A 14252-nucleotide genomic window follows, 5' to 3' on the forward strand; every position below is an offset into this window, starting at 1 on the left:
AAAAAAAGACGCTTTCATTGGAATCCAATGAAAGCGTCTTTTTTTTTAAGCCAAAAACACCAATTTATATCCCACGAAAAACAGCATTATCGCGATCGCATTTCTAAGAAATAAATCAGGTACTTTTCCGCTCATCATACTTCCTATAAATATTCCAGGAAGGGATCCTATTAATAACTGACCTAATAGACCTAAATCTAAATTCCCCATTGTAGCGTGTCCTAATCCAGCAACAAGAGTCAAAGGAACTGCGTGAGCAATCTCGGTCCCAACCAGCCTCGGAGTTACTAAAAGCGGATATAAGAAAAACAAAGTCACAGTCCCTAAAGCACCTGCGCCTATTGATGTTAAGGTTACAGTTGCTCCTAATAACACACCTATTGAGATAGTTAGAATATTTTGTGTTTTACTCTCGCTATGGAACTTATCACCAGCGTGTTTTTGAGAAAAAACCAAGAGTTTCTTTTTAAATAAAACAGCTATCGACGTAAAAAGTAAGGCCCAACCCAAACCGTATTTTATGATAGCATTAATACCTGTAATATCTGTTTTTATACTATGAAGTATCCACAAAGTTAGCAGGGCTGCGGGAACACTGCCTAAAGAAAGCCAACCAGTTATGGACCAATTGATGTTCTTTTTTTTATGATGAACGTACACGCCTCCCATTTTAGTAAATGCTGCATATAGTAGGTCAGTTCCAACAGCCGTTGTTGGAGGGATACCAAACCACAATAGAATAGGCGTCATCAATGAACCGCCTCCTACACCTGTCAATCCAACAATAAAGCCTACGATTAAACCTGCTACTATAAATCCTAATTGAAACTCCATAAATAAAAATTTGGACAAAAATAATAACTATTTAATAATTATCCTATCGGGAAAGTAGACTAATTAAAATATATTTGAAAAATTAAATATATTTTAGAATTATATGATATAATTTAGGAATAATAAATTAATCGTCACGATTATTTATTGATTTAATAACCTTTACCCTGATAGGGTTTAAAGTGCTTTTATTGAGGGATTAAGGATTGTTTATTTCGAAATAAAAAATTGAAATATTATTTTGTAGTTTAGAAATAAGTATTACTTTTGCCTTTTAATCTATTAATCCGATAGGGTAATGGATTTTATTGTAAATGAAAATAAAATGAACACAACTATAGTAGAAACATTAATAGAAACAACCAAGGATTTCTCAATTGAGGAGACTATGGATTTTTTAGCAAATGAATATAAAGACAAAGTGGTTTTCTCCACTTCTTTTGGTCAAGAAGACCAGGTGATAACGGCATTAATTGCTAAAAGTGATGTTGCAATTAACATTTTTACCTTAGATACGGGCCGTTTGTTTCAAGAAACCTATGATGTTTTTCATAAAACCTTGAAGAAGTATAAAAAACATATTGAGGTATATTTCCCAGAGGCTTCTGAAGTACAAAATATGCTGAATGAAAAAGGACCAAACAGTTTTTACGATTCGGTTGAAAATAGAAAAGAGTGTTGTTTTATTCGAAAAGTAGCTCCATTGACTAAAGCGTTAAAAGGAAACTCGATTTGGATTACGGGTTTAAGAGCGGAACAATCGGAAAACAGGAATGATTTAGGATTTTTTGAATACGATGCTAATTTCAAAATTATAAAATTCAATCCCTTATTAAAGTGGACTTTAAAAGAGGTTGAAGCGTATTTAGAAAAAAACAATGTCCCTCAAAACACATTACATAAAAAAGGATTTTTAAGTATTGGTTGCGAGCCTTGTACCAGAGCGATTGCTCCTGGCGAAGACATAAGAGCAGGAAGATGGTCGTGGGAATCAAGTCAGAAAGAGTGTGGTTTACACCAGAAATAAGATTTAGAGAAAAGAGAATAGAATAAAGAGAATAGAAATAATAAGTTGAAGAGAGATTATTGTCTAGGTTAAAACAACCTTAAACTTTAATCTTTAAACTTTTAAACTACTAATATGAACACAATATTAAAAACAAACGCATTAGAAAGCGAAGCGATATATATATTCAGAGAGGTAATCTCTCAATTTGATAAACCTGTTTTGCTTTTCTCTGGAGGGAAGGATTCCATTACGTTGGTACGATTGGCCCAAAAAGCTTTTTTTCCGGCTAAAATTCCCTTTCCATTATTGCACGTTGACACGGGACATAATTTTCCGGAAACCATCGAATTCAGAGATCGATTAGTGAAAGAATTAGGATTGGAATTAATCGTTCGTAATGTTCAAGACGCTATCGATGAAGGAAAAGTAATGGAGGAAACCGGGAAATATTCGAGTAGAAATAGCTTGCAGACCACAACACTTCTTGATGCAATTGAGGAATTCAAGTTTGATGCTTGTATAGGTGGAGCGAGAAGGGACGAAGAGAAAGCAAGAGCAAAAGAACGTATTTTTTCTGTCCGTGATGATTTTGGTCAATGGGATGAAAAAAACCAACGTCCGGAATTGTTTGATATTCTGAACGGAAAAATTGAAAATGGTCAAAATGTACGCGTGTTTCCAATTTCGAACTGGACAGAATTAGATGTTTGGAGTTATATAGAACAAGAGCAAATCGAAATCCCATCGATTTACTTTTCGCACAAACGCAAAGTTTTTTTGAGAGACGGTTTAATCTGGTCGCATTCTCCTTATGTGTACCAAGAAGAAGACGAACAAATCGAAGAAAGAATTGTTCGCTTCAGGACCGTCGGTGATATGAGTTGTACTGCAGCTGTAGAATCCTATGCTGCGACTATCAAAGAAGTAGTTGGAGAAATAAGAATATCAACAATTTCCGAAAGAGGAGCCAGAATTGACGACAAACGCTCTGAAGCAGCGATGGAGAAAAGAAAACAACAAGGGTATTTTTAAGATGAAATTCTTGATATATTTTTTAAGCATATTTCTTTTAAGTGTTGGAGTAAAAGCACAAACCGAGAAGAACATAAAAAACCAAAGTTTACTCTGGACACGATATTACAATCAGCTGGATCTAAATAACAAATGGTCTGTTCATACTGAGATTGACAATAGGGTTTTTATAAATTCTGTAACGCAAAACACACTTGTTGGCCGCATTCAACTTAGAGATAAAGTAACAGATAAGATAGAATTAGGTGTAGGTTTTGATTATTTCTCTGTGGCAACACAAGACCCTGAAATAATTAATGGATTTCATATTCCTGAATATCGAGCACAGCAAGATGTAACTGTAAAACAAAGTTTAGGTAAAATAAATTTAAGTCATCGGTATATGATTGAAGAACGGTTTGTTCATAATTCCAGTAAACTAATGTTAGAAGAGGGCACTACATTTTACTTGAGATTTAGATACCGAATTCAAGGAGATTATACTTTTTGGAAAAATGAAAAACAATATCTAAAAGGAATAGTGCACGACGAGTTAATGATTAATGGCGGAAACAAAATTATCAAAAACACCTTTGATCAAAATAGAATATATGGAGCCTTACAATTTGGAGTGAATAAATCAATTGCAATGGAGTTCGGCTATTTGAACAGTTTTCAACAAAGGGCAAGTGGAGTGGATTATTTTGCAAGAGACATAATAAGGTTCAGCTTCATTCATAAGGTTAAGATATAATGTAGAGTAAGAGTTTTGTATTCGAAAATTCAAAAAGTAAATAAAATATTCAAGTTTAAAAGTGTGTATAAAGGTCTTTCTTGAAACCTTAAACTTTTAAACTTTAAACAAAATAAGAGATGGAAGTTTTAAAAATAGCAACAGCAGGAAGTGTAGATGACGGGAAGAGTACATTAATTGGGAGGTTATTATACGATACACAATCTTTGACTACAGATAAACTGGAAGCAATAGAAAAAAGTAGCAAGCAAAAAGGATACGATTATTTAGATTTTTCTTTGGCTACTGATGGTTTAGTTGCCGAGAGAGAGCAAGGAATCACAATTGATGTGGCACATATTTATTTTTCTACAGCTAAGAAAAGTTACATTATTGCTGATACTCCAGGTCACGTTGAGTACACTCGAAATATGGTTACAGGAGCTTCCACTTCACAAGTGTCCATTATTTTGATTGACGCTCGTAAAGGAGTTATTGAGCAAACCTACCGTCATTTTTTTATCAATAATTTATTGAGAGTAAAAGAGGTGATTGTTGCGGTAAATAAAATGGATTTGGTTGATTATTCGGAAGATGTGTATAATAAAATCAAAGCCGACTTTGAAGCACTAAATGCTAAAAGTACTTTCAAAGAGCAAAACGTAAGTTACATTCCGTTAAGTGCTTTAACAGGAGATAATGTGGTGGAGTCATTAGGAGGAATGCCTTGGTACGAAGGGCAAACAGTCCTTGAACATCTTGAAGCTTTAGAGCCTACAGATGTGTACGAAAAAGGGAAAGCTCGTTTTCCGGTACAAACCGTTATCCGACCTAAAACTCAAGAATACCACGATTTTAGAGGGTATGCTGGTAAATTGTATGGAAATAATATTAAAGTAGGGGATGCAGTAACCGTATTGCCTTCTTTAACAGAATCGAAAGTGACAAACATTCACTTTTTTGATAAGCAATTTGACGAAGCTTCAGCAGGTTCTTCAATTACAATCGAATTAGAAAATGATATCAATGTGACTAGAGGCGATATGATTGTAAAATCAGCTGAATTGCCTAAAGTGGAGAAAGACATCAATACCACAGTTTGTTGGATGGACAGTAAAAAGTTAGTTCCGGGAGCAAAATATTTTGTACAACACAACACCAATAGAGTTTTGGCTAAAATTGACAGTGTGAAAAACGTAATTGCCACTGATTTTTCAGGAACAACGGAAGCGTCTCAATTAGCGATTAACGAAATAGGAGAAGTAAATATCAAGTTAAGCAAAGCCTTATATTTTGATGCTTACAACGACAACAAATCAAACGGTGCATTTATCCTAATTGATGCAGCAACAAATACAACTGCGGGAGTTGGGTTTATCCGATAGGAATCCCCACCCCAGCCCTCTCGCCGCGGCGAGGAGGGAGAGAATGTAGATAAACTTTGTGGCTATTAAGTTTACAACCAGAATATAACACAATATAGCTCCTCAATGGCTCCCCCTCCTTCGGAGGGGGTCGGGGGGAGGATAATAATAAATAGGTATGGAAAGTTTTAGAACCGAAATAGAAAATCAGATTGTTCAAAAAGAGATAATCGAGTTAGAAAGAAAAATTGCATTATTCAAAGATGGTAAAATTGACGACGAACGTTTTCGTAGTCTTCGTTTAGCGCGTGGTGTTTACGGTCAGCGTCAAGAAGGCGTGCAGATGATTCGTATCAAATTGCCATTTGGTAAAGTAAGTAGTGAGCAATTGATACGTATCACAAAAGTTTCTGATGAATACTCAACGGGACGTTTGCATATTACTACCCGTCAGGACATTCAAATTCACTACGTAAGTTTAGATAGAACTCCGGAATTGTGGGCACAATTGGCTATTGACGATATTACGCTTCGTGAAGCTTGTGGAAATACCGTTAGGAATATTACTGCAAGTGAATTAGCTGGTGTTGATGTCGACGAACCTTTTGATGTGTCACCTTATGCACACGCGATGTTTCAGTTTTTCTTGAGAAATCCTATTTGTCAGGAAATGGGGCGTAAGTTCAAAATATCATTTTCTTCTTCTGATAAGGATACTGCCTTGAGTTATTTGCACGATTTAGGTTTTATTCCAAAAATTGTAAATGGCGAGCGTGGATTCAAAGTAATGTTAGGCGGAGGATTAGGTTCTCAACCGCATCACGCCGAGTTATTATCAGAATTCATTCCGGTAAACCAAATTATCCCAACTACCGAAGGTGTTTTGAGAATATTTGATCGTTTTGGGGAAAGAGCCAAACGATTAAAAGCACGTATGAAATTCTTAATTAAAGATATTGGAAGAGATGAATTTTTACGATTGGTTGATGAAGAGAAAAAAGCCTTGTCCTACCAAACGGTAGAAATTGACACCACTGATTTTGATGTTGCTATTCCTGAAACTTTATTAGAAGTGCCAAAGGTAATTATCGAAGATACAGCTGCTTTTGAAGCTTGGAAGCAATCAAATGTAATTGCTCAAAAACAATCGGGTTATGTAGCGATTGGTATCAAAGTGCTTTTAGGAGATTTTTATACAGATAAAGCGAGAGCTTTAGCAGACTTAATTAAAAATTATGGAGCTAATGAATTGCGTTTTTCACTAAAGCAAAACATAGTTCTTAGAAATATAAAAGAAAAAAACTTGCCTTTCTTCTACCAAGAATTAGCCAAATTAGATTTTGTTACTCTTGGGTATGATACTATTAACGATATTACCGCTTGTCCCGGAACGGATACCTGTAATCTTGGAATTGCAAGCAGTACTGGTATTGCTGAGGAATTAGAAAGAGTACTAAAACTAGAATTTCCACAATATAAAGAGAACCGAGAAATCACTATAAAAATTAGTGGTTGTATGAATGCTTGTGGACAACATAATATGTCTACAATTGGTTTTCAGGGAATGTCGATTAATGCAGGAAAACTGGTTGCGCCAGCATTACAAGTATTGCTTGGTGGTGGAATTTTAGGAGATGGAAAAGGACGATTTTCTGATAAAGTAATCAAGATTCCGAGTCGTAGAGGACCTGATGCCTTGCGTTATATCTTAAATGATTTTGAAGCTAATGCTGATGGATTGTCCTTTTTAGATTATTACGATACCAAAGGAGAGAAATATTTTTACGAATTCCTTAAACCATTGGCGGACACTACTAACCTAACAGATGAAGATTTTATCGACTGGGGAAATGCCGATAATTATGTGAAAGCAGTTGGTGTAGGGGAATGTGCGGGTGTAGTGATTGATTTGGTAGCTACTTTACTATTGGAAGCCAAGGACAAATTGACTTTCGCTCAAGAAGCATTCGAAGATAAAAAATGGTCTGATTCAATATACCTTGCCTATGCTGGTTTTGTAAATGGTGCCAAAGCTTTATTGCTTGCGGAGAACCAAAAAACAAACCATCAAGCAGGAATCATTGATTTGTTTGATTCTGTTTTTGTGGAAACCAATAAAATAACATTAGAATCTTCATTAAAGGATTTAGTGTATCAAATAAAAGAGAACGAACCATCTGAGGAATTCGCAAAAAAATATATTGAGAAGGCGATCGCTTTTTTCGAAAATATCGAATCGTATAGAACAAAAGATTTAGCTGATGAAATCGCCAATATTCCAAAAAGCAAATAGGAAGGAAGAATGGCGATACCATATTCCAATAAAGAACAAATATTAACTTCGTATGAAAAATAAAATAAATCCATTAGTAACTTTAGTAGGCGCTGGTCCAGGAGATCCGGATTTGCTTACCATCAAAGGCGCTAAAGCATTGGCGGAAGCTAACGTGGTGCTGTATGATGCTTTGGCAAACGAAGAAATATTGGCGTATGCCCCTAAAAAAGCAATAAAAATATTTGTTGGAAAAAGAAAAGGGAATCACGCCTATTCTCAGGACCAAATCAACCAATTGATTGTCGATAATGCACTTACTTACGGACACGTAGTTCGACTAAAAGGGGGAGACCCATTTATTTTTGGAAGAGGAAGTGAAGAAATAGAGTATGTAGAAAGCTTTGGAATTCCTACATTTGTAGTTCCTGGAATTTCATCATCGATTGCGGTTCCGGCATATCAAGGGATATCGCTTACAAAAAGAGGGGTTTCGGAGAGTTTTTGGGTTATAACTGGAACGACTTCAGCACGGAAATTGTCGGCAGATGTAGCTTTAGCGGCTCAATCTTCAGCAACGGTTGTCGTTTTGATGGGAATGAGTAAGCTGGATCAAATTGTTTCTATATTCCAAAAAGAATCCAAAGGAGAAACACCAGTAGCGATCATTCAAAACGGGACAACGCCGGAGGAGAAAGTTGGTTTTGGAACAGTAAACAATATCCAAAAAGTGGTATTGGAGAATAATTTAAGTTCGCCAGCGATAATTGTTATTGGAGAAGTGGTAGGAGACGGTAAGAAAAGGGAAGGATTTTACAAAGAATTAATTTCCAACCATAATAAGGGACTGATCTATGGAAAGGAATGAGTTATACCCCGTATTTCTTAAACTACATCAACTCAACGTACTCATTGTAGGCGGAGGAAATGTAGGGCTGGAAAAATTATCGTTCTTGTTGAAATCGAGTCCAAATGCAAACGTTGAGGTAGTGGCGACACGTTTTTTACCTGAATTAGTTGAATTAGTAAGTAAGCACGATTCGGTTACATTGAAAGAGAAGAAATTCAAGAAAAAAATGCTCGAAAAACGGCATATGGTTATTGCCTGTACCGATGATCTTGAAGTGAATAGAAGGATTTATGAGTTGTCTCGAAAAAGATTCTTAATTTGCAATATTGCTGATACACCGGATTTATGTGATTTTTATTTGGGTGGAATTGTAACTAAAGGGAATGTGAAAATTGCGATTTCGACCAATGGTAAATCACCAACGACGGCCAAGCGACTAAGAGAATTTTTTGAAGAAGTGATTCCGGAGGACATCAATAAAATGGTTGAAAACCTAAACGAGTATCGCAAATCCTTAAAAGGAGATTTCGAAAATAAAGTTCAACGGATGAATGCCATTACGGAGTCGTTGAAGAAGTAAGGGAAAAAGGCAAGAGGCAAAAGCCAAGAGAAAAGAGAATAGAACTAAGAAAAGAGAATAAAGAGAATAGAAATATACGAATGAAACTACACCCAGTCTCCCCCTCCTTCGGAGGGGGCGGGGGGAGGAAAAACTTTCCGAATGATATTTATCATTTAATTAAGGATGAATCGTTCGTTACTTTACACCAAAAATAGTTTAGCATAATACACATATAAAGAATATAAAATGATTGAAACAGATATCCTAATAATAGGAGCCGGTCCAACTGGTTTATTTGCAGTTTTTGAAGCAGGATTATTAAAATTAAAATGTCATATATTAGACGCTTTACCACAAGCGGGTGGGCAGTTATCAGAGTTATATCCTAAAAAACCTATCTACGACATTCCAGGTTTTCCAGAAGTACTGGCAGGAGATTTAGTAGATAATTTAATGGAACAAATCAAGCAATTCGAACCTGGTTTTACTTTGGGAGAACGTGCTGAAACAATTAAAAAACAAGAAGACGGTAGTTTTATTGTGACTTCAAACGAAGGAACTGAATTTCACGCTAAAGTGATTGCTATAGCTGGTGGTTTAGGGAGTTTTGAGCCAAGAAAACCGCTTATCGACGGAATAGATTTCTATGAAAATAAAGGGGTTAAATACTTTATAAAAAACCCGGAAGATTTTAGAAATAAAAGAGTTGTCATTGCAGGAGGAGGAGATTCAGCCCTTGACTGGAGTATTTTCCTTTCTAATGTTGCTTCTGAGGTAACTTTAATTCACCGTAGAAATGAATTCCGTGGTGCATTAGATTCTGTAGAAAAAGTTCAGGAACTAAAAGATTCTAAAAAAATCAGATTAATTACACCTGCTGAGGTAGTTGGATTAAACGGTGCTGAGCACATTGAATCAATCGACATTGAAGAGAATGGAGCTCACCGTAACATCCCAACAGATTTCTTTATTCCGCTTTTTGGGTTAACACCTAAATTAGGACCTATAGGACACTGGGGATTAGAAATCGAGAAAAACGCGATTAAAGTAAACAATGCCTTAGATTATCAAACAAACATTCCAGGAATCTTTGCTATTGGTGATGTAAATACCTATCCAGGTAAACTGAAATTAATCCTATGTGGATTCCACGAAGCAACATTAATGTGTCAAGCGGCTTACCAAATTATCAATCCAGGGAAACGATATGTACTGAAATACACAACAGTTTCAGGTGTTGATGGATTTGACGGAACTCGTAAAGAGGCACCAAAAGCAGTCGTTAAAGCTATAGTTTAACAAGTTATATAAAAAGAAGTAAAAAAATATAGTGTTAATGCTTGCAAGTATTAACACTATGTCTTTACTTTGCAGTGTTCATACATTTATTGAAAGTTATCACGAAAGGCGGAGGGAATGACCCAATGAAACCTTAGCAACCCTTTATCTATAAAGAAGGTGCTACATTCTACCATATTATTTATGGATAGATAACACACGAAAAATACTATCATAGTATTTCCCAATACCCTTTCCTGACAATTTTATCGATATTTTAAGTTACTGAATTCATTTCTTTTTTAGAAGCGAATGATTTGGCATTTTTGCCTTCATCGTTCCTGCTGTACGTTGCAATCTTTTATTCTGAACACCAGAATAAAAGGATTTTCACTTCCATCAGGGCTAAAGAGTAACAATTGTGAACATTTGAAAGTAATAATCAAAGCTCAGCGTTAAGCGTTTTGCGAGAATAAAACAGAAAAATGGCATCAATTCAAGAAGCAATTAAAAAAAATATACTCATACTCGATGGAGCAATGGGAACGATGTTGCAACGCTACAATTTCTCCGAAGAGGATTTTCGCGGAGAACGTTTTAAAGATTTTCCACATTCTCTTAAGGGGAACAACGATTTATTATCCATCACCCAACCACAAGCGATTCGCGATGTGCACGCCGCTTATTTTGAAGCAGGCGCCGATATTGTTGAAACCAATACCTTCTCAGGAACTACCATCGGAATGGCCGATTATTATCTGGAAGAATACGTATATGAATTGAACTACGAATCGGCAAAAATTGCCCGTGAAGTAGCTGATGAATTCACAGCCAAAAATCCAGATAAACCTCGTTTTGTGGCCGGTTCAATAGGACCAACAAACCGTACAGCAAGTATGTCACCAGATGTAAACGATCCGGGATATAGAGCCGTAACTTTTGATGATTTACGCATTGCGTACAAACAGCAAGTTGAAGCTTTAATTGACGGAGGAAGTGATTTATTATTAGTTGAAACTATTTTCGACACCTTAAATGCCAAAGCAGCACTTTTTGCTATCGAAGAAGTAAAAGACGAACGCAATATTGATATTCCAATAATGGTTTCAGGAACCATTACTGATGCTTCAGGAAGAACACTTTCTGGACAAACGGTGGAAGCTTTCTTGGTTTCGGTTTCGCACATACCTTTGTTGAGTGTAGGTTTCAATTGCGCCCTTGGAGCCGATTTATTGAAACCGTATTTACAAACATTGTCGCAAAATACTTCATTCAATGTTTCAGCGCATCCCAATGCAGGATTGCCAAACGCTTTTGGAGAATACGATGAAACACCAGAGCAAATGCAAGCCTTCATTAAAGAATATCTGGACGATAATTTAGTAAATATCATAGGTGGATGTTGTGGAACAACCCCAGAACACATCAAGTTGATTGCTGATATCGCTAAGGATTATAAGCCGAGAGTATCAACAGCAACAATGTAACGTAGAGACGCGATTTATCGCGTCTAACGAAGATGTTACAAAAAAGGAATGACATGATTTATCGCGTCTATAATTATAGCCGCAAACTCACGTATAAAGTGAATGTGTAGAAAAAACAATAAAATGGCACAAGCAGAAATTAGAAGAAACCTTGTATTATCAGGATTAGAACCATTAATCATTACGCCAGATAGTGTATTTGTAAATATTGGGGAACGTACCAATGTAACAGGTTCGAGAAAATTCCTTCGATTAATCAAGGAAGAAAAATACGAAGAAGCACTTAGCATTGCCAAAGAGCAAGTGGAAGGTGGTGCCCAAATCATCGATATTAATATGGATGAAGGGATGCTCGATGGCGAATATGCTATGACAAAATTCCTGAATCTAATCGCTGCCGAACCGGACATTTCTCGTGTGCCTATTATGATTGACAGTTCGAAATGGGACATTATCGAGGCAGGGTTGAAAGTAGTTCAAGGAAAAAGTGTGGTAAATTCGATTTCGTTAAAAGAAGGAGAAGAACAATTCATACACCACGCTAAATTGATCAAGCGCTACGGTGCAGCGGCAATTATAATGGCTTTTGACGAAACAGGACAAGCTGATAATTACGATCGAAGAGTGGAGATTTGCCAACGTTCGTATGATATTTTGGTGAATAAAGTGGGTTTTCCTCCACAGGACATTATTTTCGATTTGAATATATTTCCAGTTGCAACGGGAATGGAAGAACACCGCCTGAATGCGTTGGATTTCTTTAGGGGAACCAAATGGGTTCGTGAAAATTTACCACACGCACATATTAGTGGTGGAGTAAGTAATGTTTCTTTTTCTTTTAGAGGAAATGATACGGTGAGAGAAGCGATGCACTCGGTTTTCTTGTACCACGCCATTCAAAACGGAATGACTATGGGAATCGTAAATCCAGAGATGCTTTCTATATATGATGAAATTCCAAAAGATTTATTAGAGCACGTAGAAGATGTAATTCTAAACCGTCGAGATGATGCCACGGAACGTTTGTTGGACTTTGCCGAAAATGTAAAAGGAGATGTAAAGAGCAATGAAAAGGCAGTTCAAGAATGGCGTTCGGGAACAGTTCAAGAAAGAATTACGCACTCGCTTGTAAAAGGAGTGGACGCATTTATAGAGTTAGATGTTGAAGAAGCCAGACTCGCAGCTACCAAACCAATTGAAGTTATCGAAATCAACTTGATGACAGGAATGAATGTTGTTGGGGATTTATTTGGAAGCGGAAAAATGTTTTTGCCACAGGTGGTAAAATCTGCCCGTGTAATGAAAAAAGCGGTGGCGTATTTATTGCCTTATATCGAGGCAAGTAAACAAGCTGGGGACAAACAAGGGAATGGTAAAATCTTGATGGCAACCGTAAAAGGGGATGTACATGATATAGGTAAAAATATTGTTTCGGTAGTATTGGCTTGTAACAATTACGAGATAGTAGATCTTGGCGTTATGGTGCCTCCTGAAAAAATTATTGCAGCAGCCATTGAACACAATGTGGATATTATCGGACTGAGCGGATTAATCACACCATCATTAGACGAAATGGTTTATTTAGCTAAAGAACTAGATAAACGAGGACTTAAAATTCCAGTGATGATAGGTGGAGCAACGACTTCGCGTGCACATACTGCAGTGAAAATTGCACCTCAATATAGAGAAACGGTAATTCACGTAAACGATGCTTCGAGAGCCGTAACGGTGGCTGGAAGTTTATTGAACAAGGATAAAAAAATATATGCAAGCGACATAAGAGCAGAATACGATGCGTTTAGAGAAACGTTTCTGAACCGTTCACGCGACAAGAATTTTTTGACCATTGAGCAAGCTCGCAAAAATAAATTGCAATTGGATTGGGAGAATTTTACTCCTGTGAAACCAAATGTAATAGGCGAACAAGTGATTGAAGTCGATTTGGACGTTCTGGTTCCCTATATCGACTGGACGCCGTTTTTTAGAACTTGGGAATTATTCGGGAAATATCCGGCTATTTTAACGGATGAAGTGGTGGGAGAACAAGCGACTTCGGTTTTTGCAGATGCACAGGAAATGTTGGAAGTGATTTTGAGAGAAAAGAAACTGACTGCCAAAGGTATTTACGGAATTTTCCCGGCAAATCAAGTCAATGATGATGATATTGAACTAATGGATGAAAACGGGAAGCCATTACAAACGTTCTTGACATTACGCCAACAATCTCAAAAAACAAAAGGAGCACCAAATATTGCCTTAGCTGATTTTATTGCCCCAAAAGACAGTGGGAAAATCGATTATATGGGTGCGTTTTGTGTCACTACCGGTTTTGGTGTTGATGAATGGGCAGCCGAATTTGAAAGAGATTTAGACGATTACAATTCGATAATGGTTAAAGCGTTAGCAGACCGTTTTGCAGAAGCTTTCGCGGAATATTTACACGAAAAAATCCGTAAAGAAATTTGGGGTTATTCGGCGGATGAAGCATTAACTACGGAAGGAATGATTGCTGAAGATTATAAAGGAATTCGTCCGGCACCAGGTTATCCTGCCTGTCCAGACCATTTAGAAAAACCAACGATTTGGAAATTACTAAACGTAGAAAAAGAAATAGGAGTGACCTTGACGGAAAGTATGGCGATGTGGCCCGCTTCATCTGTATCGGGCTATTATTTCGGGAATCCAGAAAGCAAGTATTTCGGACTCGGAAAAATAAAAGAAGACCAAGTAATCGATTACGCCAAACGAAGAAGTATTTCGACCGATAAAGCCACAAAATGGTTAAACCCAAATATTGCGGATTAAATATAGTCATAAAGTCAAAAGTCATAAAGTCTGTAATGGATTTGACT

General features: G+C 36.7%; 11 protein-coding genes and 1 riboswitch. Of the genes, 10 read left to right on the top strand and 1 reads right to left on the bottom strand.

Translation table 11 applies throughout. From position 1 onward, the window contains the following. Positions 1-45 precede the first annotated feature (45 nt). Positions 46-834, bottom strand: coding sequence for a sulfite exporter TauE/SafE family protein (locus FLAK523_RS05885; protein WP_248907541.1), 789 nt, complete (start codon positions 832-834; stop codon positions 46-48). Positions 835-1159: 325 nt separating this feature from the next. Here FLAK523_RS05885 and FLAK523_RS05890 point away from each other — a divergent pair, with 325 nt between their 5' ends. The 10 genes from FLAK523_RS05890 (at position 1160) to metH (ending at position 14205) form a co-directional block, all read left to right on the top strand. Then, entirely contained in the window at positions 1160-1861 is a 702-nt protein-coding gene (locus tag FLAK523_RS05890) for a phosphoadenylyl-sulfate reductase (protein ID WP_248907543.1), read from the top strand. Positions 1862-1975: 114 nt separating this feature from the next. Continuing rightward, positions 1976-2875 (top strand): sulfate adenylyltransferase subunit CysD, encoded by a 900-nt coding sequence (gene cysD, locus FLAK523_RS05895; RefSeq protein ID WP_248907546.1) that lies wholly within the window; start codon positions 1976-1978, stop codon positions 2873-2875. A 1-nt stretch (position 2876) separates the two neighbouring features. After that, positions 2877-3608 carry a DUF2490 domain-containing protein gene (locus FLAK523_RS05900; protein WP_248907548.1) on the top strand — a complete coding sequence of 244 codons (732 nt, stop codon included), beginning with the start codon at positions 2877-2879 and terminating at the stop codon, positions 3606-3608. A gap of 119 nt (positions 3609-3727) precedes the next feature. Next, complete coding sequence (locus FLAK523_RS05905) at positions 3728-4972, top strand: sulfate adenylyltransferase subunit 1 (protein WP_248907550.1); 1245 nt, start codon at positions 3728-3730, stop codon at positions 4970-4972. Positions 4973-5129: 157 nt separating this feature from the next. Further along, entirely contained in the window at positions 5130-7244 is a 2115-nt protein-coding gene (locus FLAK523_RS05910) for a nitrite reductase (protein ID WP_248907552.1), read from the top strand. Between the two features lie 52 nt (positions 7245-7296). Beyond that, positions 7297-8091 (top strand): uroporphyrinogen-III C-methyltransferase, encoded by a 795-nt coding sequence (cobA, locus tag FLAK523_RS05915; RefSeq protein ID WP_248907554.1) that lies wholly within the window; start codon positions 7297-7299, stop codon positions 8089-8091. After that, entirely contained in the window at positions 8078-8653 is a 576-nt protein-coding gene (locus FLAK523_RS05920; protein ID WP_248907556.1) for a bifunctional precorrin-2 dehydrogenase/sirohydrochlorin ferrochelatase, read from the top strand. The genes cobA and FLAK523_RS05920 overlap by 14 nt, the downstream gene beginning before the upstream one ends. Before the next feature lie 228 nt (positions 8654-8881). Next, on the top strand, positions 8882-9934 hold the full coding sequence (locus tag FLAK523_RS05925; RefSeq protein ID WP_248907558.1) for an NAD(P)/FAD-dependent oxidoreductase: 1053 nt from the start codon (positions 8882-8884) through the stop codon (positions 9932-9934). Positions 9935-10027: 93 nt separating this feature from the next. Next, positions 10028-10132: riboswitch (SAM riboswitch) on the top strand. Positions 10133-10398: 266 nt separating this feature from the next. After that, the gene (locus FLAK523_RS05930; RefSeq protein WP_248907560.1) at positions 10399-11400 is read left to right on the top strand and encodes a homocysteine S-methyltransferase family protein; all 1002 of its coding nucleotides are present in this window, start codon (positions 10399-10401) and stop codon (positions 11398-11400) included. Between the two features lie 123 nt (positions 11401-11523). Next, positions 11524-14205 carry a methionine synthase gene (gene metH, locus FLAK523_RS05935; protein ID WP_248907562.1) on the top strand — a complete coding sequence of 894 codons (2682 nt, stop codon included), beginning with the start codon at positions 11524-11526 and terminating at the stop codon, positions 14203-14205. The last annotated feature ends 47 nt before the right edge of the window (positions 14206-14252 follow it).

This window comes from Flavobacterium sp. K5-23 (assembly GCF_023278045.1).
GTDB lineage: Bacteria > Bacteroidota > Bacteroidia > Flavobacteriales > Flavobacteriaceae > Flavobacterium.